Source organism: Streptomyces sp. PCS3-D2 (genome assembly GCF_000612545.2).
GTDB lineage: Bacteria > Actinomycetota > Actinomycetes > Streptomycetales > Streptomycetaceae > Streptomyces.
Genome location: NZ_CP097800.1, coordinates 7,194,194 through 7,216,209 on the forward strand (window position 1 = coordinate 7,194,194; position 22,016 = coordinate 7,216,209).

Here is a 22,016-nt window from a genome sequence, read left to right on the forward strand (position 1 = left end):
CCGGCGCGTACCACCGGAAGGGCGTGGAATCCGGCCTGGGGGCCCGGATTTGCCGGGTGGCGACAGCCGTACCGATAGTCACTTTATTCCCGCCTTCGGATGGCTTGGGTAGGTCGGTGGATCTACGCGTGCTTATGCTTCAGCCGTTATGACGGAACGTAACGACCCTCACACATCCTGTAGATCGGCCGACGTGGTGGTCCTCGGAGCGGGCCCCGCCGGGCTCGTACTCGGAGTCCTGCTGCACGCCGCCGGGATCGACTGCCTCATCCTTGAACGCGCCTCCCGCGCCCGGGTGCAGACGCGGGCCCGCGCCGGGTTCCTCGCCCCGAACACCGTGCGGATCCTGGACCGCCACGGCCTCGCCGGCGGCCTGCACCGCGACGGCCGCCGCCACGGCGCATGCGAGTTCCGCACGCAGGACGGCCGGTTCCGCCTCGACTACGGAACTCTCGGCCAAGGCGGTCGGCACCACGTCTACCCGCAGCAGAACCTGGTCACGGACCTGCTGACCCACTACCTCGACATCGGTGGACGCATCCGCTTCCACACCGACGCGCTCGCCGTGCACGACGCCGACAGCGCCCGGCCGTCCGTCACGACCCGTGAGCCCGACGGCCGTTCCATCCGGTGGAACGCCCGGTACGTCGCCGGCTGCGACGGCCGGCACGGGGCCGCCCGCCGCTCACTGCGGCCGGGCACCGCCCGCTACCACCACCACGACCACGGCGTGACCTGGCTCGGCCTGCTCGCCGAGACGCCGCCGAGCCTCGACGCCGTCGGATACGCGGTCCACGGCCGGGGCTTCGCCGGACACATGGCCCGCACCGCGGACGTCACCCGCTACTACCTCCAGTGGCAGCGCGGCGCGCCCGCCGACGCCTGGCCCGAGCAGCGCCTCTGGGACGAGCTCGACCTCCGCATGCGCGCGGCGGACCACGGCCCGCTGCAACGGGGCCGACTCCTGGAACGCGGGGTCTTCGACCTGACCTGCGACGTCGTCGAACCGCTGCGGCACGGTTCGCTGCTGCTGGCGGGCGACGCGGCGAGCCTGCTCGCCCCGGCCGCCGCGAAGGGCGCCAACCTCGCCGTCCTGGAGGCCGAGATCTTGGCGGAAGCCCTCGCAGACGCCCTCCTGCGGGGGGACACCGCGGGACTCGACGCGTACTCGGACCGGTGCCTGGCGTACATCTGGCGGGCGCAGGAGTTCACCGGATGGATGACCCGCCTCCTGCACGCGCCACCCGAAGGGAGCCCGGGCGCCGGTGCCGGACCGCACTTCCAGGCCGGTCTCCAGCGCTCCCGGCTCAACTCGCTGCGCACGTCCCGCATCCACCAGGACTGGTTCGCCGAGAACTACGTCGGCGTGTGACCCGCCGCGGCGCACCTCCCCGGTCCCCCCTCCCGCGCCCCCTCCCGCGCCGCCTCCCGTGACGCTCAGCCCTCCGCCTGCTTCGCCCTACCCTGCTCAGCCCCGTACCGGCCCGAGGACACCCCCACGATGACGACGACCCTGCCCGACAAAACGTTGCTTCCGGACGACGTCGCAGACCTGCGCGCGGCCGCCCGGTTCGTCCGCGAGCACGACAGCGCCGACCTGCTCCCGCTCCTCCTGCCCGGACTCGACGGGCCGGACCTCCGCGCGCTGGCCGGGCGCTGCCGGTTCGCCCACGCGGGGCTGCTGGTCTTTCCGCCCGACGTGGAAGGCCTCCGCGCCCAACTCGCCGCCTGCGAACTGGACATCGACACCCCGTCCCACCCGAGCGTGGTGGTCCGTGAACGGCTCGCCCGCCGCCACGGGCGCGACCCGGCGGAGCTCGACGTCCGGATCCTGCGCCCCCCGGTGTACGGCTCCGCCGGGCAACGGCGCGCGGTCGAGGTGTTCGCCCTGACCGTGCCTCCGCATTCCGGCCTGGAAGGGATCGCCGCCCACGAACGCGCGCGCCGGCACGAGGCGCACCTCGCCTTCGAGATCGATCACCCGGAACCAGTGGCACTGCGGGGCCTGTGCGCGATCCTCGTCCGCCACGGCGCGAGGCCCGACGGCGGCGGCTACAACCCGCACGAGGACGGTACGGTCCTCTACTTCACCCTCCCCACCGAGGCGTCCTGCGCCTACGGGCGGCTGGAACTCTACGCCCGCGGTGACCACCGGGACACGCTCGCCCATCTGGACCGCCCGGACCGCTTCGGCCGCGCCCGTCCCGATGCCCGACCGCCTGCCGAAACGCTCCTCCACCTGCTCACCGGCGCGTGGACGACCCAGGCACTGGCCGCCTTCGCCCGTCTGGGCCTGCCCGACGCCCTGCAGACCCGTACCGCGTCCCGCCCCGAGGACCTCGCCCGGCGGACGGGCGCGCAGCCCCGAAGCCTCGCCGTGCTGCTGCGCCACCTGGCCATGATCGGCGCCGTCGCCGAGGAGCGGGAGGGATTCCGCCTCACGGAACTCGGCGCTCTGCTGCGGGCGGACGCGCCCGGCTCGATGCGGCCACTGGCCCTGATGTACGGCGGCCCGTTCTACCGCTCCTTCGGCGGCCTCGACCACGCGGTGCGCACCGGACAGCCGGCCTTCGACCAGATCTTCGGGGAGAACCACTTCGACCACTTCGCCCGCGACCCCGAACTCGCTTCGCTCTTCGATCAGTCCATGGCGGCGAGCGCACGGATGTTCCAGCCGCTCCCCACCCACCCGGTCATCACAGCCGCCGCCCAGTCCCCCGAGCCCGCGACTGTCGTCGACGTCGCAGGCGGCAACGGAGAGCTCCTCGGCCGGATCCTCTCCGCTCACCCGCGCCTGCGCGGCGTCCTGCTGGAACGGCGGCACGCCGTCGAGGCCGCCCGCCGCCGGCTCGACGCCGGAGGCTGCGGAGCGCGCTGCGACTACCAGGTGGGCGACTTCGCCGACGTGCCGCCCGGCGGCGACGTCTACGTCCTCTCCCGCGTGCTGCACGACTGGGACGACGACCGCTGCCGGGCCATCCTGCGGCACTGCGCCCGTGCGATGCCCACCCACGCCGACCTGCTCGTGGTGGAGCGCCTCCTGCCCGCCGACGGCTCGCCCTCCCTGGCCACCGCCTGGGACCTGCACATGCTGTGCAACGTCGGGGGGCGAGAACGCCGCGCCGACCACTACGCCCGCCTCCTGGCCGATGCCGGCCTCGAACTCGTCGGCCACAGCTCCCTGCCGCTGGACGCCCATGTGCTGCACGCCCGCAGGGCGGCCGTACCGGATCCCGTCACCCGGCGGGGCTGAGGCTGCGGCGCCGCGCGTACATCCGTCCCGTCTCCGCCTCGGTCCGCCGGCCCGGGACACGTCGGATCCACCTGGTGACCGACGCACCCCGGGGCCGCCGACCGGGCCCGGTCAGTCCAGGACGGCGGTGGCTTCGACCTCCACGAGGTGCTCGGGCACGTCCAGGGCCGCCACGCCCAGGAGCGTGGCCGGCGGGACCGGGGTGACCCCCAGCTTCGCGGCCGCCCGGGCGATCCCCTGCATCAGCCGGGGCATCTTGTCGGGGGTCCAGTCGACGACGTGGACCGTCAGTTTCGCCACGTCCGCGAAGGAACCGCCGACCGCGGCCAGGGCGATGCCGACGTTGAGGTAGCACTGCTCGACCTGTGCGGCGAGGTCGCCCGCGCCGACCGTCGCCCCGTCTTCGTCCCAGGACACCTGCCCTGCGACGAAGACGAGCTTCGACCCGGTCGCGACCGACACCTGCCGGTAGGCGCCGATCTCCGGCAGTCCGGTGGGGTTCATCAGGGTGATGGCCATGCCGTCCCTCTCTTTTGGCTCTCTTGTGGTTACTCAGGAACCGTAGGAGAGTGAACGCTGACGTGGAAGAACGCACTTTTCAGTGACGGGGGAACCTCATGGTGACCAAGCAGTTCAGCGGCTCGCCGGACGAAGCGGACCTGCGGCGCGCGGACTCCCTGGCGCGGGAGATCTTCTCGGACGTCGCCAACAAGTGGGCGCTCCTGATCATCGAGGCCCTGGGGGAGCGGACCCTGCGCTTCAGCGAACTGCGCGACGACGTCGAGGGCATCAGCCACAAGATGCTCACCCAGAACCTGCGCATGCTGGAACGCAACGGTCTGATCGAGCGGACGGTGTACCCCGTGGTGCCGCCACGGGTGGAGTACGTGCTCACCGAACCGGGTCAGGCCCTGCGGGTGACGATCGACTCCCTGTGCGCGTGGACCCACCGCTACCTCGGCCATATCGAGGCGGCCCGCCACCGCACGGACGGGGCCCAGGACGGCCGGTGATCGACTTCCCGGCCGGAGGACGCTCCGCGAAGATGAGGTGAGGGGATCCACCGGGAGGCTGAGGCGTGTGACCGCGGATTCAGAGGACGCACTCACCATCCGCGCCGTCGCCGAGCGGCTGATGAAGGCGCACCCGCAGGTCGACGCAGGCCTGGTGCAGAGCTCGGTACAGACCGCGTACGAGGAGCTCAAGTACGCGCGGGTGCGCACCTACCTGCCGGTACTGATGGAGCGCAGGGCGCGGGACCTGCTTCCTTCCGAGGAATAGCGGCCACGGACGGCCGTGCGAGTGACAGGACGAACCCCATGACCACCGAAAGCGCGCAGATCACAGCGGCCACGGGGCACGGGTCGGCGGGCGCCCGGTCGCGGTGCCGGGGTGGCAGCTCCGGCCTCTCCCTCTGGTCCAGGGATTCGGTCCTGTCGATCGGGTCCGTCGGCTCGGTCCTGTCGATCGGATCGGTCGGCTCGGTGCTGTCCGTCGGCTCCGTGGGCTCCGCCCTCTCCGCGGCGTCCGCCGGATCCTCCCTCTCGCTGCTCTCGGCCGGGTCCTGGCTCAGCCTGGGCTCGGTACTGTCCGCGCGGTCCCGCTGGTCGGTGCTCGCCTGGCGCTCGCGCGGCGGTTTCCTGACCGCGGGGGCGGTCACCGCTGCCGCCCTGTACGCGCTGCACCGCCACGGCTGCGGAGACGCGTGAGGTACGACGGGCGGGCGGGCGGGACGGGGCTCGGGCACTGCCTGCGCCCGCCGGGGCACCCGGACGGGTGATGTCAGGGGGTGCGGATACCGTCGCAGGCGATGGGCAGGTGTCGGGGGCCGCGCAGCACCGCGTTGCGGCGGTACGGGGGCGGGTCCTCCAGCAGCCGGGGGTTGTCCAGGCGCCGGGCCAGCTCGCTCAGTGCCAGCTGGGCCTCCAGTCGGGCCAGCGGGGCGCCGAAGCAGCTGTGGATGCCGCTGCCGAGACCCAAGTGCTGGATGTCCTCGCGGTCGGGGTCGAAGCGGTCGGGGTTCTCGAATCGCTTCGGGTCGCGGTTGCCGGACGCCAGGACGAGGGAAACCGTGGCGCCTTTGGGAATGGTGACCCCCGCGACCTCGATGTCGGCGAGCGTACTGCGCCGCGGCAACATGTGCACGGGCGGTTCGTACCGCAGCAGCTCCTCCACGATCGGGACCGACAGGGCGGGGTCCTCGCGCAGCCGCTGCAGCACGTCCGGGTGACGCAGCAGGGTCAGCATCCCGTTCGTGATCAGGTTGACCGTGGTCTCGTGACCGGCGATCAGCAGCAGCGCCGCGGTACTGACGATCTCCAGCGTGCTCAGGGAACCGTCCGGTTCCTCGTCGACGGCCGCCAGCTGGGACAGCATGTCCTCGCCCGGGTGTGTGCGGCGCTCCTCGATCAGCCCGCCCAGGTACATGCCGAGTTCCAGCTGGGCGGCGGACGCCTCCCTGCGGCGTTCGGCGGGGTCCGCGCCGGGTGCGGGGTCGAGGCTGGCGGCGATGGTGTCGGCCCAGACGTGGAAGCGCGACTCGTCCTCGTGCGGTATGCCGAGCAGCCGGCAGATCACCGTCACGGGGAACGGGTAGGAGAAGTCTTCGACCAGGTCGATCCGGTCCGGGTTCCCGGAGGCGGCGATGCCGTCGATGAGGCCGCCGACGATGCCGTCGAGCTCACCGCGCATGTCGTGGACCTTGTGCGGGGAGTGCGGGGGTCCGAAGGGACGGTTGGTGATGCGCCGCAGCCGGTCGTGGTCCGGGGGATCGAGCTTGAGGAAGACCGGAGGCAGGGCCGACTCGTCCCCTTCGTCCTGCGCCAGCGGATCGCTCGACGGCACGGTCAGGTTGTGGGGGTCGGAACTGATGCGCGGGTCGTGCAGCAGGCCGTGTATCTCGTGGTAGGTGCTCACGAGGTACGGCCCGTCCTCGTCGTGGAACACCGGTGTCTTGCGCAGTTCCTCGTACAGCGGGTAAGGGTCGGCGCGGTGGGAGTAGTCGACAATCTGCCGGAGCATGGCTCTGCCCATGGGATGTCCTCGTGCGGCTCGCGGGGTCGGGGCGTGGAACTGAGCGCGGGCTGGTGGCGCGCCCGGCGCGGCCTGGCGGAGCGGGTGGCTCCGGCCCTGAGTCGGCTTCCGCCGTCCGGTCCGCCCGCGTCCTGCTCGTCGGTCGACTCCGGGCCCGGTCCTACCCAGCATGCACAAAGGCCCCCGGTATCGCCTGCCGGGCGGGGGAGCCGCAGGTCACGCCCTCGTTCGGGCGGAGGGCGGAGGGCGGAGGGCGGAGGGCGGCGCGGCCCCGGGCCCCGGGAGCGCGGCGGGGCAGCGCCGGGCGAACAGGGGCCGGGGCACGGGCTCAGAAGGCGTAGACCGGGTTTCCGTTCAGGGTGGTGGACATGACGCACGTGTTGGAGAAGGTGTGCTCCCAGGCCACGCGCCTGCCGTGCAGCACACCGTCCGCGGTGACCGTGACCGGGTCGAAGTACAGGGGGCAGGCCCGCGACGTGTTCGGATCCGCCAGCAGGCGGTTGAGCTCGCCACCGGTGGCGTTGAGGGCGTCGCACGCGGCCCTCGGGTCGGGGTGGGTGCCCTCGGCGGCGTAGGCGCAGCTGAGGGTGGCCGCGCGCACGGCCCCGTCCGTGTCCGCGGGCGTTCCAGAGGCATGGGCGATGGTGAAGACCATCGCGGACGGGCCGTGCCCGCCCGCGGGTTGGGCCTCCGCGAGCCCCGTGGTGCCTGCAACGCAGAGAAGGCTGAGTGCGGATGCGGCGATGATGCGGCGGCGCATGACAGATTTCCCCTTCGAATCCAGGTCGATGACGGTTCGGCACCTCTGGTCCGGTGCTCAACCGGGGACGAGCCTGGCAGGTTCGAAGGATGGCCGCCAACGGGCGGTCGTTTTACGGACAGTTCGTTCGGATACCGGTGGCCTCTGCGGTGTTCGCGCAGCTGGCGGGGCACTTCCCGGGCCCGCCGCGCGGCTCAGGGGACGATGTGCGCCGCGCGCCCCGCAGCGCCCGGCCTGGTGGCGGCGGTGGGCGGTTCGCCGGGTTGCCCCGCAGGGTGACGGGATGGATGCGCTCGGGCCGCGCCGGACGCCCCGGCGTCGCCGTGCCGGCGTGGCGACCGGTGCTGCTCCGTGAGCGCCACGACCCGGGGGCGTGGTCCTCGCCCGTCACCGGCCGCGGGGCGTGGGCCGCTGCCCGTCACCGGCCGCTCGGTGGGCCGTAGGGCTGGAGGAGCTGGTCGACGGGCGCGTAGTCGTCGGTGAGTGGTCGGGCGCCCCCGGTCCAGGAGGCGAGTTCGGCACCGCTGACGATCTTCCAGCCGCTCTGCCGGGCGTCCAGCGCCTTCCGGGCCGCGCCGAGGTCGACCGGTCGGTCGGACGCGAGGACGACCAGGTTGCCGCCTTTGGGGGCGGCGGTCGGGTCGAGGCCGATGTCCGAGGGCTCGCCGACGAGCGCGACGTGTGCGAAGGTCTCGCCGAGGGTGGCCACTTCGGCTCGGGCGAAGGCCAGAGCGCCGTGGTCGATGAGGTTGGCGACGTAGAGGCCGTCCTCGCCGAGCACCCGCCGTACGTCGGCCATCGCTTCCAGCGTCGTGAGGTGCCACGGCACGCTCACGCCCCCGAAGGCGTCACCGACGACGAGGTCGCGACTGCCGGTGTCCAGTCGCCGCAGACCGATCCGGCCGTCCTCCACGCGTACGCCGATGTCCCGTCCCGGCCCCTTCCCGAGCCCGAGCCGGTCGCGGTCGATGCGCACGACCCCGCCGTCGATCTCGGACACGAGGCTGCGCGTCCCGGGCCGCGTGGCCGCGAGGTAGCGGGGGAAGGTGAGTCCTCCGCCACCCAGGTGGTGGGCGGTCAGCGGCTCACCCGCGGGAAAGGCGGCATCGACCACCGACGCGATGGCGCGCACGTACGCGAACCGGAGGTGGGTCGGGTCGTCGACGTCCACGTAGGAGTGTCGTACGCCGTCCAACACGAGGGTGCGGCCGCTGCCCCGCTCGGGATCCGCGACGACCCGCGCACAGTGGTACCTGGTCTCCATGTCGCAGCCGCCGGGTGCGACGGCGGTGCCGAGGCCGCCTGCGAGGAGCGCGAGGATGAGGGCAGGGGCTCCGGTCCACCCGCGCGATCGCCACTCCACCAGCGCCGAAGCGGTCACCAGGAGTGTTCCGAGTCCGATCAGGATGGCGCTGACGGGCAGCCGCGCGATGAGGACGAAGCCGGTCAGGACCGTGCCGGCGATGGAGCCGGCGGTGCCCACGCCGGAGAGCCGGCCGACGACCGTTCCCGTCTCGGCGAGGCTGGTCAGGTGCAGCTTGGTCACGATCGGCGTGACCGCGGAGAGCAGCGCGCCCGGCACGAGGATGGTCAGGGACGCGATCAGCAGGAGCAACGCCGGTGCCCACTCCGCGGTGGTGCGCAGCACCGCCGGGGTGAGCGCCACGGCGGCTCCCGACACTCCGAGCGAGGGGCCGATGAGCCGGCGCGGATCGACCTGGTCGGCGATGCGCCCGCCCAGCCAGGAGCCGGCGGCGATCGCGGTGAGGGCGATGCCGATCACCAGCGTGCTGGTTTCGAGGGTGAGGCCGAGGTAGGGAGCCAGCAGGCGCAGCGCGACGATCTCCACCACCAGGACCGACGCCGAGGCTCCGAACACCAGCGCGGCCGCTGTACGGGGACCCGGCCCGCAGGCGCGGGGCGTGCCCTCGGCGATGGGGGAGGAGGACGATCCGGTCACGGGCGACATCCTTGCACGCACCGCAGGGACCGTATGGAGAAAGCGCGCGCTCCGGCCTTCCCGTGGGGTGGCCGGCCGCACCGGCGGTGCCCGGGGCGAAGCGCCGCCACCCCTGCCGCCGTTCTGCCGGTTCCTGCGCTCCGACCACCCGGAACGTCCCGCAGAGCCCTCGGACGGGATGCGCCCGAGGCAGCCGCCGCGCCATCCTCGCCGGGCTCCGGGGGTGCGTCGCCGCGAGCCCGGCCAACTGCCACGATCGAGTGGTGCGGGTTCGCGGCGCGCCCGGCCGAAGCCGTGCGCAGGTGGCAGGGTGGAGGCATGTGCGGCCGATACGTCTCCACCCGGGGCCCCGAGGACCTCTCCGGTCTCTTCCGGGCGAGGCCCCCGGACCCCGGGCAGGTGCTGGAACCCAGCTGGAACGTCGCCCCCACCGACGCCGTCTGGGCGGTGCTGGAGCGCGCGGACCGGGAGACCGGTGTGCTGGAGCGCAGGCTGCGGCCCCTGCGGTGGGGGTTGGTGCCGTCGTGGTCCAAGACCCCGTCCGGCGGCGCGAAGATGATCAACGCTCGGGTCGAGACGGTGCACGAGAGGCCCGCGTACCGGCGCGCCTTCGCCAAGCGCCGCTGCCTGCTCCCGGCGGACGGGTTCTACGAGTGGCGGGCCGTCCCCGCGGCGGCCGGCGTGAAGGCCCACAAGCAGCCGTACTTCATCCGGCCCGAGGACGGCGCCGTGATGGCGATGGCCGGGCTGTACGAGTTCTGGCGCGATCCCGGCGTCGCCGACGAGGGCGATCCGGCGGCATGGTGGGCGACCTGCACGATCATCACCACCGAGGCGACCGACGGGGCCGGCCGTGTCCACCCCCGTATGCCGCTCTCGCTCGCCCCGGCCGACTACGAGGCCTGGCTCGACCCGTCCCACCAGGACGCGCAGGAACTGCGTGCCCTGCTCGCCGCGCCCGGGGGCGGCCGACTGGACGTCCGGGCGGTGTCGACGGCGGTCAACAACGTGCGCAACAACGGGCCCGAGCTCCTCGACGACCCCGCGGACCCGGCGCCCGCGGCGTGGTGAGAAGGGCCCTGCGCCCGCCCTCGGACGGAGGTCAGGCCTTCGGCACGGTGTTCACGTAGTCGGTGCCCGCACTGTAGAAGCCGTCCACCGTCTTCTGGACGTCGGCCTGGGACACCGCCTCGTCGGCCTTGTAGTAGACCCAGTTGACCTTCAGGTCCCACGTGCGGGGACCGCCGGCGAAGGGCAGGTCGATGAACCAGTTGCTGAAGTGGATGTCCATCTTCTCGCGCGGGACGTACTTGCCGGAGCTGGTGAACAGCTCCTTGCCGTCCAGGGAGTAGGTGACCGATCCGTTGACCGCGGTGATCATGAGGATGTGCCAGCCCCCGACGCGCTGCTTGAGCGTGTGGCTGACCCGGTCCGGCGGATCGGCCTTGTACCAGCTGACGTTGTCGAGGCGGGGCCCCGTCGTACCCCAGCCGCCGTTCGGCAGGTACTCGAAGTCCAGTTCGCTGTAGTGCTCCGAGGAGTCCGAGGGGGAGATCGGGAAGAAGGTCTGGACGATGTGGTCGCCGTTGCGGCCGCTCGTGGGCTCGTCGCTGAAGTGGACCCGGGCGGCGAAAGTCCCCGTGAAGAGGTTTTTGCCGGTGCCCTGTATCTCGACCTGCCGGGTGCCCTGCGCGGTGCCGTCGGTGGAGGACTGCAGCCGCAGGACCCTGCCACCCTGGGCGGTCTCGTCGGAGGGGAAACCGGCGCCGTCCTTGGCCCAGGTGCCCTTGATCCCCGGACCGCCGCCGCCGGTGCGGACCTCCCAGCCGTGGGCGGCGAGCGCCGGGTCGTCGGGGCCGCTGTAGTGGAAGCTGTCGAACAGGGTTCCCGGCGGGCCGGACGGGGTGGGCGAGGCGCTGGGGGCGGGCGCGGAGGCATCGTCGGCGGGGCCGCCGGAGCACGCGGCGAGTACGCACAGCAGGGCAGGCAGCGTGAGCGCGGTCCACACGCGGGAACGGCGGGTGCGGCGGGGCTGGCTCACACAGGGCTCCTTGGAAGGGTAGAGGCGGCACACGGCCCCGCCCCCTGCGGGGGATCGGCTGGTGATCCGGTGCGGGCGTCATCCTAGGCACGCGGTGACGGCCGCAGTGACCGCCGGGGCGGCTCGGGAACGGCTGGCGGAGCCCCGGCGGTCCCCGTTCCGGGGGAGCGACTCGGGCTGACCAGGCACTGGCCAAGGCTCGGGCGCGGGCTGGCCGAACCTACTAACCGGTATTACATATTCCGTTTCGATCTGATCACGACCCCCGGGTAGATCGTTTCAATCCGGACATCCAGCTCAAGTCGCCCTGGTTTGGTGCACTAGCGTTCGGCCTGCGATCCCACGGTCTACGTACCCTGCACTGAAAGGCTTCGCAAGGTGCGCCCAGTCATCACGCCCGTCCACAACGGATCGCCACGCCAGGCAGAATCCGAAATGTCTGATTCTGCTTCCGGGGAACCCTCCCCCGCACCGGTGTTCGTCGACCAGTCCGGTCTGCGCGGCCGTCTGCTGCGGGGCTTCGGCTGGCCGGTCTCCATGATCGGCGCCATTCTGGCGGTCGCGATGAGCAGCAGCCTGATCGGCATGCAGGCGGACGCCCCGGCGATGGGCATCCCCGTGCGGCCGTCGCTGTCTCCGTCTCCGGTGCCGGCCCCGTCGTCCAGCACGACCGCGTCCCCCGGGGCGGCCGTGCCGTCCTCACCCCGCGCGGTCACGCGGTCCGCGACTCCCACGGCGAAGTCCTCCGCCGTCGCGACGGAGCCCGCGGCCACGCCCTCGAAGTCCGCGGCCGCCCCCTCGAAGTCCCCGGCCGCCCCGACGAAGCCGGCGGTCCCCGCGACGAAGCCCGCGGTTCCCACGCCGAGCGTGGCGAAGTCCTCGGGCCATCCGGCCGAGCAGCCCTGATCACGCTCACCCCTGACCACGCTCACCTCCGAGCGCCCTCAGCCCTGATCACTCTCACCACTGTCTCCAGGAGCGTCATTGTCCCGCCACCAGCGCCGCCGGCAGTCCCTGCTCAGGTCGCGCCGACTGGCCGCGCCGCCACTGCGCTTCTTCATGCCGCTGTCCCTCCTGGCGTGCCTGCTGGCCCTCCTGGTCCTGCGCGGTCTCGCCACGAACGAGGCGTTCCACGACTCCCGTATCGCCATCTCCGTCGACAAGACGACCGTGCCGGAGAACCTGCTCAAGGGCGGTCCGGTCATCGACGCGCGCGGTGCCAAGAACGAGCAGCCCGCCAGCTACCACATCCCTGACCGTACCGCGGTGCTGAGCTTCGACGACGGTCCCTCCCCGGAGTGGACGCCGAAGATCCTGGAGGTGCTCGCGGCCCGCGACATCCGTGCGGACTTCTTCGTGACCGGGGCGATGACCACCCGCAACCCGGAGCTGATCCGGCAGATCGTCGCGGGCGGCCACGAACTCGGCGTGCACACCTTCACCCACCCCGACCTGGTGTACCAGTCCCGCGCCCGGATCGGCTGGGAGCTGGCGCAGACGCAGCTGGCGCTGGCCGGCGTCGCGGGCGTCCACAGCGCGCTGTTCCGCCCGCCGTACTCCTCCGACGCCACCGCGATGGACGACTGGAACTATCCGGTGATCAAGTACGTGGGCGCGCGCGGCTACCTCACCGCGTTCATCGACCGCGACACCGACGACTGGAAGCGCCCCGGCGTGGACGCGATCGTCAAGGCGGCCATGCCGGCCAAGCCCGGTGCGGGCGCACTGATCCTGTTGCACGACGCGGGTGGCGACCGCAGCCAGACCCTCACCGCGCTCGTGCAGATCATCGACAGGCTGCAGGCCCAGGGCTACCGCTTCACCACCATCTCCGAGGCGCTCGGCGCCTCCAGCGCGACCGTGCCGGTGGACGGATTCCAGCTGTGGGCGGGCAAGGGATTCATCTGGGCCACCCAGGCCGCCGTGCTCACCCTGCCGGTGCTCGTCGGGCTGCTGGCCGTCGTCGGCTTCCTCAACTTCGGGCGGTTCGCGCTGATGCTCGTCCTCGCGCCGATCCACGCCCGCCGCTCCCGACGCGGGGACGCGTGGGGACCGCCCGTCACCGAACCGGTCACCGTGCTGGTGCCCGCCTACAACGAGCGCGAGTGCATAGCCAACACCCTCCAGTCCCTGGCCGCCAGTGACCACCCGATCGAGGTGATCGTCGTCGACGACGGTTCCACGGACGGCACGGCGGACATCGTGGAGGAGATGGACCTGCCGTTCGTCCGGCTGATCCGCCAGGTCAACGGCGGCAAGTCCAGCGCGCTCAACACCGGTATCGCGGCGGCCTCGCACGACATCATCGTGATGATGGACGGCGACACCGTCTTCGAGCCGTCCACCGTGCGCGAGCTGGTCCAGCCCTTCGGGGACCCGGCGATCGGCGCCGTCGCGGGCAACGCCAAGGTCGGCAACCGCGAGAGCCTCATCGGCGCCTGGCAGCACATCGAGTACGTCCTCGGCCACAACCTGGACCGCCGGATGTACGACATGCTGGGCGTCATCCCGACCATTCCGGGCGCGGTCGGAGCCTTCCGCAAGGAGGCCCTGCGGCAGGTCGGCGGAATGAGCGACGACACCCTCGCCGAGGACACCGACATCACCATGGCAGTGCTCTGCGAAGGCTGGCGGATCGTCTACGCCGAGAACGCCCGTGCCTGGACCGAGGCGCCCGCAAGCCTCCAGCAGCTCTGGTCCCAGCGGTACCGCTGGAGCTACGGCAGCATGCAGGCGATGTGGAAGCACCGCCGCGCCGTGACCGCACGTGGTCCGGCCGGCCGCTTCGGTCGCGTCGGGTTGCCGCTCGTCGTGCTGTTCGGCGTGATCGCCCCGCTGCTGGCGCCACTGGTCGACCTGTTCCTGCTGTACGGCGTGCTGTTCGGCGACGCCCCGATCACCCTCACCAGCTGGGGCGGCTTCATCCTGCTCCAGGCGGTGCTGTCCTGGTACGCCTTCCGCCTCGACCGCGAGAAGCCCTGGCACCTGATCAGCCTGCCCATCCAGCAGCTGGTCTACCGGCAGCTGATGTACATCGTCCTGTTGCAGTCCGCGATCACCGCGATGACCGGTGGCCGACTGCGCTGGCAGAAGCTCCGGCGTACCGGCGAGGTCGCCGTGCCGGTGGAGGCCTGAACGTGACCGCATCCATCGACCTCGGACGTTTCCGGGACACCGTCCAGCTGAGGGTTCCCCCCGCTCTGCGCACCGAGGCGGAGCCGGAGCCGGACCCGCAGGCGTCGGAGCCGTCCGGGCGCACGGGCGGCCGTGACCGCTACTTCGACCTGCTTCGCGCGCTGGCACTGGCCCGCGTGGTGCTCTACCACAACTTCGGCTGGTTCTGGCTGCCGCTGGTCTTCCCGTCGATGGGCGTGATGTTCGCCCTGGCCGGACTGCTGATGGCCCGTTCGCTCAGCCGTCCCGCGCTCGGCGTGATCCGCGGCCGACTGCGCCGGCTGCTGCCGCCGATGTGGCTCTTCGGCGCGGTCCTGATCACCCTGCAGGTCTACGCCGGCTGGGGCCCGCACTCCGAGGGCCACCCCACCTGGTGGTGGTCCAAGATGGCGTTCTGGATCCTGCCGCTGAGCACTCCGCCGTACGCGGACGAGCTGTCCGGGTTCTCCTTCGTGGAGCACACCTGGGCGGCGCAGATCACCGTCCCGCTGTGGTACCTCCGGGCCTACCTCTGGTACGTCCTGCTCTCGCCGCTGCTGCTGCGGGGTCTGCGACGTTTCCCGGTGGCGACGCTGTCCGCTCCCCTGGCGATGGTGATCGTCATGAACGTGTTCCTCCTCGACCGGGACCTCGTCTACGGCCGGGTCTGGGAGAACGCCAACGACTTCGCCACCTTCGGCGCCTGCTGGATCCTCGGCATGGCCCACCAGGAGGGGCTGCTCAGGAAGATCCCGCAGTACGTGCTTCCGTCGGTGGCACCGCTGATCATGGTGGCCGGCTTCTGGTACCTGCAGACCCGGCCGGTCGACCCGACCGTGGCCACCGACATCGAGGCTTGGCCGATCGCCCAGGCGCTGTGGTCCTTCGGCTTCGTCGCGATCCTCCTCCACGTCAGTCCGTCCTGGGACCGGTGGCCCCGGCCGCTGGAACGCTGGAACGGCCTGGTCGGCCTGCTCAACGCACGCGCCGTCAGCGTCTACCTCTGGCACCAGGTGGCCCTGGTGGCCGCCGTGCCGCTGATCGACCCGCTCTGGAGCGTCCCCTTCGTCTACGCGAACTTCCAGTGGCTGCTGGCCAGCCAGTGGTTCACGCTGCTGGTGGCCATCCCGCTGATGGGACTGCTGGTGCTGGCGTTCGGCTGGGTCGAGGACGTGGCCGCCAGACGCCGGCCGCGGCTCCTGCCGTACGACCGCCGCCAGCGGGGCAAGCGCCGGGCGGCCGACTGACGCGGGCGGACCTGCGTCCGGGGCCGGCCCCGCCCCGACCCCACGGCTCCGGACCCCGCTCCGCCCGGCCGGAGGGGGCGCCGCCCCCGGCCCGGCCGGCGGACGAGCGGCTACGACGTCCGGCAGGCGCCCCGCATCCGGCGCCTCCGCAGCAGCAGGCCCACGCCGGCTCCGGCCAGCGCGGTCACCGCCACACCCGCCGTGGTCCACCAGACGGCGTCCCCGCCGGCGCCGGACGAGGCCTGGGTCCCGGAGGGAGCCGGAGCCGGCGACGACGCGTCCGCGGAGGCCGATGCGGCGGCGTCGGGAGTCGGGGCCGAGACGGCCGGAGTCGCTCCGGTGGACGCAGCGGTGGACGGAGCGGTGGACGGAGCGGGGTCCACCACGGGCACACCGACTTCGAGCTCGCCCTTGCCGAGAGCGGGGAAGCCCACCTCGATCGTGACCTTCCACGAACCGGGCGGCAGGGTCTCGGCCGTGGTCCAGCCGGCGGGCGCCGCCGCGGGGTCGCGGACCAGGCGCCAGGGGCCCATCGTGCGGGAACCGTCGACGCTCACCGCGTTCACGGTGGCGGCGACGGTCTCGTCGACGGCGTCCCCGTCGTTCTCCCACGTGATGTCGGCGGTGACGTGGCCGGCGCGCTCCCCGGTCACCAGCACCTTCAGGGTGTCGCCGTGGGCATGTGCGGCAGCGGGGATCAGGAACATGAGACCGAGTGCGGTCAGGGTGGCCGAGAGAACGATTCTTATGCGCATCGTCAGGTGCTCCGGTCGGGATGAGAGGAACCCGGCGGACGGCCGCACGGGGGCGGCCGTCCGCCGGGGGCGGGATCACGGCGTCACGGGGTGGCCCCGGAGCCCCGGCGCGGACGCGCCTGGGCCACCGGGCGCGGCGGGAGCGCTCAGCCGGACTTCTGGAGGGTCCAGGCCTGCGCCGCGCGGCCGTCCGCACGCTGGAGGTCGAGCAGCCAGTACCCGTAGTAGGGGCGGTTGCTGACGGTCAGTGCGAAACCGCCGCTCGGGTCCGTGACGGTCACCGCGCCGCCGCGGGACGTCAGCTTCCAGGCCTGCGCGCGACTGTTCCTGTCGCAGGGCTGCTGCGAGACCCACATGCCCTGCGCGACCGTGCTGCCCGGCTGGAGGCACTTGCCCGAGACCGCGGACCGGATGCGGATCTGGCCGCTGCCCGCGTCGTCGAAGTACCACTGCTGCTGGGCGTAGCCGTTGGCGCGGCCGCCGACGAGCACGGTGCCGTCGGCCGTGCGGCCGCCCCACACCTCCGCCGCCATGCCGGTGCTGCCGTTGCCGAGCGTGTAACGGCTGCCCGGGGTGGTCGTGCCGCCGCCGGCCCCGGTCGTACGGAAGGTCGCGGCCTTGCCGGGGCCGCTGTCGCGGCCGGAGCCGTCACGGGCCGACACGGTCACCGTGTACGAGGTGTTGGGCTGGAGGTTGTAGATGCGCAGCACCTGGGACTGGACCCAGGCCAGGTGCTTGCCGTTCAGCACGACCTGGTACCAGGCGGTTCCCTCGACCTTGGGCCAGCTCACCACGACGGAGTTGGACTGGATCTGGGCCGCGGTCGCGGTCGGTCCGCCCGTGGGCTTCTTGGTCGGGGTCGGGCTCGGCTTCTTCGTGGGCGTCGGGCTCGGGTTCGGGTTCGGGCCGGGGTCCGTGCCGCCGCCACCGCCGCCCTTGGTCTTCATCAGGAACTGGTTGTCGGCGATGTTCCAGTGCGTGGCCAGGTAGCTGCCGGGCTTGGGACTGGTGTGGAAGTAGTCGTCGTGGTTGCAGTCCAGGATGTTCTCGGACGCCTTGTTGGTGCAGATGTTGCGCATCTTCGGGTAGTACGGAGTGTCCGAGTAGCACATGACGTCGTACTCGTCGGTGCAGTGCGCGCCGCGGCTGGTGTTCGGGGCGCTGTTGTTGACGGCGCCCAGGTTGTGGCCGAGCTCGTGCGCGGCGGTGTGACCGCCCCAGCAGCCGGAGTCGGTGCGTCCGTAGGACGGGCCGAAGTTGCTCTGGTTCGACTGGCCGGGACGCTCGTCGCCGGCGAAGGTGCCGATGCCGCAGTAGACCTGGCTGTCGGCGAAGATCATGTACTTGCGGTCGCGGCGGTCCAGGCCCTTGGCGGCGAGCGCCCTGTTGGTCGCACTGAACTCGCCCAGGGCGTTGGCCGGGAGCTCGATGTTGAGCACGGTCGGCGTGCAGTCCGCAGCGGTGACGTAGCGGATGTGGCGTACGCCGCCGGTCTCCTTGGCGCTCGCCGAGTAGATGAGGTCGGCGTCGGCCGCCCACTTGCGGAACGAGGCTACGTACTCGGAGTAGCGGTCCTTGCCGGGGGCGTGGACGTACACGACCTGCACGCGGTTGCCGGTGCTGCCGTCGCCGTCGCACTGGACGGTCTGGCCCGCGGGGCCCGCCGCGACGGCCTGGCCGCCCTCGGTGGCCGCCGGCTGGGGCGCGGTCTCCTTGGTCGCCGCGGCGTCGGCGGCGGGCGCGTCCTGAGGACGCCCGCCGCCTTCCTTGGTGGCCGGGTCGTCGGTCGACGGCTTGGCCGGGTCGGCCGCCGGGGCGGTCTCCTTCACGGCCGGCGGGATGTCCTTGGTGATGTCGACGCCCTTGGGCGGCGCGTCGGGGCCATGGGTGCAGTGCCCGTCCCCGGTGCGGTAGACGCCGACGCAGCGGTCGCCCTTGGGTGCGGGCTGGAGGCCGTCGTAGACCATGCCGCGCGCGTTCTCGTTGGAGGGGGCCGCGGCGAGGGGTTCCGGCTCCTCGTCCCGGGCGGGCGCGGCGGCCGGAGCGGAGGCGGCGGCCTCGACGGTGTCGGCGGCCTGGGCGCCGTCGCCGAGCCCGGAGTAGGCGATGCCCGCGGCTATCACCGCTCCTGCTGCCACGGCGGCGGTGGCGAGTATCAACCGCCTGGGTTTGCGGCGGTGGTCGGCTGCACGTCTGCGACGGCCTGTCATGGGCACCTCAAATCGATGTCGGACTAGCGGGTTCGCGGAAGCCTGCCAGACGAATGCCGCGGAGAATTCGGACAAACGGGGGCGCGGTCCAGGAAATCATTCCGTTACCTGTCGGCATAATTTGACGAACACTCAACTGGCCTTTAAGGCAAGCCAGTTACGCGCGTTGCGCGGTAAAGGTCCAGTCCTTTGAGGCCGGGTTGTTATCAAATCGAGATATGATGTGGAAGCTTGTTGACGGGAATTCAGTCAGGAATTCATCTAATTGCTACCTCCTGAATTCTCTCCGTCACGACCGGTGAGGGGTCGTGCGCCGTTCCCGCCTGCCGACCCGTCGGCTTCCGTGCGGAGTCCGCCAGTTGGCGCGGAGGGGTGCGTGGTGACCGGGGTGGAGGAGGCCCGGCGGCCGCCGATGACGCTCGGTTGGAGGGCGTGACGGGCGCTCGGTGCGCCCCTGGGCGGTGGGGTGTCGAGCGCGATGACCCTGCCTCCCCGGATGGCGAACGCCCTGACCGGTGAGCCCCGGCGGTGGGAGCCGGACGGCGGCGAGGGCGTCGCAATCCCCGCCGCGGAAGGCGCCGCTGGCCCCGGGAGACGCCGGGGAGGCGCCGGTGACCGCACGCGGGAGGGTAGGTGCCGGATCGGGGTGGGTACGGCGCCCGCATCCGGCGGGGGCTGCGGCCGCCCGGGGCCGAGCGCCCCGGCGGGGCGTCCCCGACCGCCCGGTTCGACGGCGCCGGGCGGCGGGCCGGGCGCGACCGGCCCGGGGCGCGCAGAGAGCGGCGCGCGGTCGCTCCGTGCCTCGGTCTAGGACCGGGCCGCCGCCTTGCGCAGGTGGCGGTAGAGGCGGTCGCGGTCGTCGTAGAGCCCGCGGCTGTCCGTCGGCACCGGGACGCCGTTGACCGCCATGGTGGGGGTCCCCTCGGCAGGCGACGCGGCCATCGCCTCGTCCGCGGCCTCCACGAAGTCCCGGTGCTTGGTCTCCAGCACGGCCGCGTCGAACTCCGGGCCGCGCAGGCCCGGCACCTTGACGGCCAGGGTCAGCAGCCGGTCCCTGGTGAAACCGCCGGCCTTGCGCACCTTCGCCTGGTGGCGGTACAGCACCTCGTGGTACTTGGCGAACCTGTTGTGGTCCACGGCGGCGCGCAGTGCGTTCGCGGCGAACTTCGACCCCGGTCCGAGGAAGGACCCCAGGGTGAACTGCAGTTGCAGTGCGTCGTTGCGGGCGGCCTGCTTCAGGTAGGGGCCGTTCCCGGCCAACTCGAAATCGGCGCAGGCCGGACAGCTCAGGTCCTCGTAGACCCGTACCGACAGGGGAGCGGACGGGTTGCCGATCACGATGGTGGTGCCGTCCGCGGCCAGCGACTCCCGTGCCGCGGGCAGGTTGGCCGTCGCCGACACGTCGAGCGGGTCCGTGGCCTGCGGCGCGCCGCCCCGCCGTGCTCCGCAAGCGCCGACGGACGACGCCACGGCGATCGCCGCGGACGCGCCGAGGAATCCACGTCTGGTTCTGACCTGCATCAATGCCTTCTCCCCCTGATCAACAGGAAGACCTTACGCGCTTCCGGCCCCGGCCATGCACCGGGTTTTCCACCCGACCGCCGGGCGCAGTCCTCCAGGGGTCTCACGATCCGTGGTGCCCCCGCCCGGGCCGTCGGGGAAGGGGGGCGCATACGGCGCGCGGGAGGCGCGTTCAGTAGAAGATCAATTCGAGCGTGCGCCCGCGGGTGATGTCCGGTCCTTCAAGATCGTCCGGTTGCTAGCGTCCGGGCCATGACTCACACCATCGAGTCCGGCGCCGCGCCGGACCGCTTCGCGCTGCCTTCCGCCCGCGAAGCGAGCGAATCGTTTCGTCCGGTCGTGCTGGACCCCGCACGCCCCGACGACGCCGCAGCCCTCACCGCGCTGCGCGGGTCCGCCCGCCTGCGCGAGGTCCACGACCGGATCGAGGAGCAGGTTGACGAACTCCTGCGCTGCCGGGACCCCCGGGATCCCTTCGGCGGCCGGTCACCGGCCGACGCGGTGGCCGACGTCCTGGGCGAGCGGCCCGCCGCGTACGGCCGCTGGATCTGGTACCCGTGGTCCGGACGCCTGGTGCACCTGCTGCCCGAGGCCGAGTTCCGCCTGGTCCGCACCGACCGCAACCGCGACAAGATCACCCGTGACCAGCAGCAGGACCTGCTCCGCCGCCGCGTGGGCGTCATCGGTCTGTCGGTGGGCAGCAGCGCCGCGGTGACCTGTGCGATGGAGGGCGTCGGCGGCGCCTTCAGGCTCGCCGACTTCGACCGCGTCGGCCTGTCCAACCTCAACCGACTCCAGGTCGGAGTGCACGAACTCGGCCTGGAGAAGAGCGTGCTGTGCGCCCGGCGCATGTACGAACTCGATCCCTACCTGGACATCGAGGTCCACCGCGGGGGCATCACCGAAGAGACCGTCGAGGACTTCGTCGGCGACGGTGACCGCGCCCTGGACCTGCTGGTCGAGGAGTGCGACACCCCCTGGGTCAAGGTCGCCGCCCGCGAACACGCCCGCCTGCGAAGGATTCCGGTCCTCATGGACACGAACGACCGGGGACTCCTCGACGTCGAGCGCTTCGACCTCGAAGGGGACCGCCCGCTCTTCCACGGCCGCATCGGTGCCACGACCGCCGCCGACGTACGCGACCTCGACCGGGAGGCGGCCATCGGCTTCCTCCGCACCGTCGTCGACGAGCAGCGCCTGAGCCCCGCCATGACCGACGCGCTCACCCGCGTCGGCCGTACCCTCTCCAGCTGGCCGCAGCTCGCCAGCGGCGTCATGCTCGGCGCGGCCCTGGTCACGGACACGGCCCGCCGCATCCTGCTCGGCGAGCCGCTGCCGTCCGGCCGCCACTGCATCGACCTCGACGTCCTCGTCCCCGCCGCGCACCCGCTGCCCGCACCGCACGGAGCCACCCGGTGAACAGAGTCCCCGAACTCCGCGGTGACCACCTCCGGCTGCGCGAACTGCACGCCGGCGACCACGAGGCATTCGCCCGGATCCTCACCCACCGCGTGCTCACCCGATATCTCGGCATCGACCGCATGGACCCGGGCCAGGCCCACGACGCCTTCGCCCAGAGCCTCGCCCAGCCGCACACCCATCCGCGCCGCAAGTACACCCTCGCCGTCTGCGCCCCGGACGACGACGTCCTCGTCGGCACCATGGGACTGCTCGTCGAGGACTACGGCAGCAACGCGATGCTCACCAGCCTGGTCCTGCTTCCCGGCGCTTCCGTCCGCGGGCACGGCCACGAGGCGGGCCGCCTGCTGATGGCCTACGGCTTCGGGCATCTGCGTCTGCACCGCATCTGGGCCGGCCACCGCAGCGACCACCACTTCATGCCGCAGGTGATGCGCGCCGCAGGCCTGCAGCCCGAGGCCACCCTGCGCCAGCTCTTCCGCACCCAGGGCTGCTGGCACGACGTCACCACGTACGCCACGGTCGCCCCCGAGTGGAAGTCCCAGGCCACCCCCGGAGAACTGGCCATCCTCGACGGCGCGGACCGGCTCGACCGCGTCTGACCGCCCGGCCGACGGGGAGTCCGGCCGCGCAACCGGGGAGCACGGGGACGGCCGGGGCCGGC

General features: G+C 72.2%; 19 protein-coding genes. 11 read left to right on the forward strand and 8 right to left on the reverse strand.

The annotated features are described in order from the left end of the window. Positions 1–148 precede the first annotated feature (148 nt). The gene (locus tag AW27_RS32230) at positions 149–1,372 is read left to right on the forward strand and encodes a 4-hydroxybenzoate 3-monooxygenase (protein WP_172671334.1); all 1,224 of its coding nucleotides are present in this window, start codon (positions 149–151) and stop codon (positions 1,370–1,372) included. 129 nt (positions 1,373–1,501) lie between these two features. Further along, positions 1,502–3,253, forward strand: a complete 1,752-nt coding sequence (locus tag AW27_RS32235) for a methyltransferase (RefSeq protein ID WP_037922317.1) — start codon at positions 1,502–1,504, stop codon at positions 3,251–3,253. 111 nt (positions 3,254–3,364) lie between these two features. On the opposite strand, the gene AW27_RS32240 is transcribed toward AW27_RS32235, so the two are convergent. Further along, entirely contained in the window at positions 3,365–3,772 is a 408-nt protein-coding gene (locus AW27_RS32240) for a RidA family protein (protein ID WP_037922319.1), read from the reverse strand. A gap of 98 nt (positions 3,773–3,870) precedes the next feature. Here AW27_RS32240 and AW27_RS32245 point away from each other — a divergent pair, with 98 nt between their 5' ends. From AW27_RS32245 to AW27_RS32255, 3 genes are all read left to right on the forward strand, one after another. Then, complete coding sequence (locus AW27_RS32245) at positions 3,871–4,266, forward strand: winged helix-turn-helix transcriptional regulator (RefSeq protein WP_037922321.1); 396 nt, start codon at positions 3,871–3,873, stop codon at positions 4,264–4,266. A gap of 67 nt (positions 4,267–4,333) precedes the next feature. Then, positions 4,334–4,534 (forward strand): three-helix bundle dimerization domain-containing protein, encoded by a 201-nt coding sequence (locus tag AW27_RS32250; RefSeq protein ID WP_052030678.1) that lies wholly within the window; start codon positions 4,334–4,336, stop codon positions 4,532–4,534. Between the two features lie 38 nt (positions 4,535–4,572). Continuing rightward, a complete protein-coding gene (locus tag AW27_RS32255; protein ID WP_052030680.1) occupies positions 4,573–4,962 on the forward strand; it encodes a hypothetical protein in 390 nt (129 codons plus the stop codon). A gap of 73 nt (positions 4,963–5,035) precedes the next feature. Here AW27_RS32255 and AW27_RS32260 read toward each other — a convergent pair whose 3' ends face one another. From AW27_RS32260 to AW27_RS32270, 3 genes are all read right to left on the reverse strand, one after another. Further along, a complete protein-coding gene (locus tag AW27_RS32260) occupies positions 5,036–6,286 on the reverse strand; it encodes a cytochrome P450 (protein WP_037922323.1) in 1,251 nt (416 codons plus the stop codon). A 328-nt stretch (positions 6,287–6,614) separates the two neighbouring features. Then, complete coding sequence (locus AW27_RS32265; RefSeq protein WP_037922325.1) at positions 6,615–7,046, reverse strand: subtilase-type protease inhibitor; 432 nt, start codon at positions 7,044–7,046, stop codon at positions 6,615–6,617. A 418-nt stretch (positions 7,047–7,464) separates the two neighbouring features. Further along, a complete protein-coding gene (locus AW27_RS32270; RefSeq protein WP_037922327.1) occupies positions 7,465–9,006 on the reverse strand; it encodes a fused MFS/spermidine synthase in 1,542 nt (513 codons plus the stop codon). Between the two features lie 318 nt (positions 9,007–9,324). Here AW27_RS32270 and AW27_RS32275 point away from each other — a divergent pair, with 318 nt between their 5' ends. Continuing rightward, positions 9,325–10,077 (forward strand): SOS response-associated peptidase, encoded by a 753-nt coding sequence (locus AW27_RS32275; RefSeq protein WP_037922329.1) that lies wholly within the window; start codon positions 9,325–9,327, stop codon positions 10,075–10,077. A 31-nt stretch (positions 10,078–10,108) separates the two neighbouring features. On the opposite strand, the gene AW27_RS32280 is transcribed toward AW27_RS32275, so the two are convergent. Then, positions 10,109–11,047, reverse strand: a complete 939-nt coding sequence (locus AW27_RS32280; RefSeq protein WP_052030682.1) for a glycoside hydrolase family 16 protein — start codon at positions 11,045–11,047, stop codon at positions 10,109–10,111. Between the two features lie 435 nt (positions 11,048–11,482). Between AW27_RS32280 and AW27_RS32285 the strand changes: the two genes are divergently transcribed. From AW27_RS32285 to AW27_RS32295, 3 genes are all read left to right on the forward strand, one after another. Beyond that, on the forward strand, positions 11,483–11,953 hold the full coding sequence (locus AW27_RS32285; RefSeq protein ID WP_157840253.1) for a hypothetical protein: 471 nt from the start codon (positions 11,483–11,485) through the stop codon (positions 11,951–11,953). 141 nt (positions 11,954–12,094) lie between these two features. Beyond that, positions 12,095–14,182, forward strand: coding sequence for a bifunctional polysaccharide deacetylase/glycosyltransferase family 2 protein (locus AW27_RS32290; protein WP_370466721.1), 2,088 nt, complete (start codon positions 12,095–12,097; stop codon positions 14,180–14,182). Between the two features lie 2 nt (positions 14,183–14,184). Next, a complete protein-coding gene (locus AW27_RS32295) occupies positions 14,185–15,447 on the forward strand; it encodes an acyltransferase family protein (RefSeq protein ID WP_236647652.1) in 1,263 nt (420 codons plus the stop codon). A 110-nt stretch (positions 15,448–15,557) separates the two neighbouring features. Here AW27_RS32295 and AW27_RS32300 read toward each other — a convergent pair whose 3' ends face one another. From AW27_RS32300 to AW27_RS32310, 3 genes are all read right to left on the reverse strand, one after another. Beyond that, a complete protein-coding gene (locus AW27_RS32300) occupies positions 15,558–16,202 on the reverse strand; it encodes a hypothetical protein (RefSeq protein WP_037922335.1) in 645 nt (214 codons plus the stop codon). Positions 16,203–16,348: 146 nt separating this feature from the next. Next, the gene (locus AW27_RS32305; protein WP_304949940.1) at positions 16,349–18,340 is read right to left on the reverse strand and encodes an RICIN domain-containing protein; all 1,992 of its coding nucleotides are present in this window, start codon (positions 18,338–18,340) and stop codon (positions 16,349–16,351) included. Positions 18,341–19,219: 879 nt separating this feature from the next. Beyond that, complete coding sequence (locus AW27_RS32310) at positions 19,220–19,933, reverse strand: DsbA family protein (RefSeq protein WP_037922337.1); 714 nt, start codon at positions 19,931–19,933, stop codon at positions 19,220–19,222. Between the two features lie 252 nt (positions 19,934–20,185). On the opposite strand from AW27_RS32310, the gene AW27_RS32315 reads away from it, so the two are divergent. Beyond that, complete coding sequence (locus tag AW27_RS32315; RefSeq protein ID WP_201773408.1) at positions 20,186–21,352, forward strand: ThiF family adenylyltransferase; 1,167 nt, start codon at positions 20,186–20,188, stop codon at positions 21,350–21,352. Beyond that, complete coding sequence (locus AW27_RS32320; RefSeq protein WP_037922340.1) at positions 21,349–21,954, forward strand: GNAT family N-acetyltransferase; 606 nt, start codon at positions 21,349–21,351, stop codon at positions 21,952–21,954. The genes AW27_RS32315 and AW27_RS32320 overlap by 4 nt, the downstream gene beginning before the upstream one ends. Positions 21,955–22,016: the final 62 nt, after the last annotated feature.

Bases quoted from the DNA above. Each gene is read 5' to 3' on its own strand.
- AW27_RS32230 (WP_172671334.1), top strand. From the start codon at position 149: ATGACGGAACGTAACGACCCTCACACATCCTGTAGATCGGCCGACGTG.
- AW27_RS32235 (WP_037922317.1), top strand. From the start codon at position 1,502: ATGACGACGACCCTGCCCGACAAAACGTTGCTTCCGGACGACGTCGCA.
- AW27_RS32240 (WP_037922319.1), bottom strand. From the start codon at position 3,772: ATGGCCATCACCCTGATGAACCCCACCGGACTGCCGGAGATCGGCGCC.
- AW27_RS32245 (WP_037922321.1), top strand. From the start codon at position 3,871: ATGGTGACCAAGCAGTTCAGCGGCTCGCCGGACGAAGCGGACCTGCGG.
- AW27_RS32255 (WP_052030680.1), top strand. From the start codon at position 4,573: ATGACCACCGAAAGCGCGCAGATCACAGCGGCCACGGGGCACGGGTCG.
- AW27_RS32260 (WP_037922323.1), bottom strand. From the start codon at position 6,286: ATGGGCAGAGCCATGCTCCGGCAGATTGTCGACTACTCCCACCGCGCC.
- AW27_RS32265 (WP_037922325.1), bottom strand. From the start codon at position 7,046: ATGCGCCGCCGCATCATCGCCGCATCCGCACTCAGCCTTCTCTGCGTT.
- AW27_RS32275 (WP_037922329.1), top strand. From the start codon at position 9,325: ATGTGCGGCCGATACGTCTCCACCCGGGGCCCCGAGGACCTCTCCGGT.
- AW27_RS32285 (WP_157840253.1), top strand. From the start codon at position 11,483: ATGTCTGATTCTGCTTCCGGGGAACCCTCCCCCGCACCGGTGTTCGTC.
- AW27_RS32300 (WP_037922335.1), bottom strand. From the start codon at position 16,202: ATGCGCATAAGAATCGTTCTCTCGGCCACCCTGACCGCACTCGGTCTC.
- AW27_RS32310 (WP_037922337.1), bottom strand. From the start codon at position 19,933: ATGCAGGTCAGAACCAGACGTGGATTCCTCGGCGCGTCCGCGGCGATC.
- AW27_RS32315 (WP_201773408.1), top strand. From the start codon at position 20,186: ATGACTCACACCATCGAGTCCGGCGCCGCGCCGGACCGCTTCGCGCTG.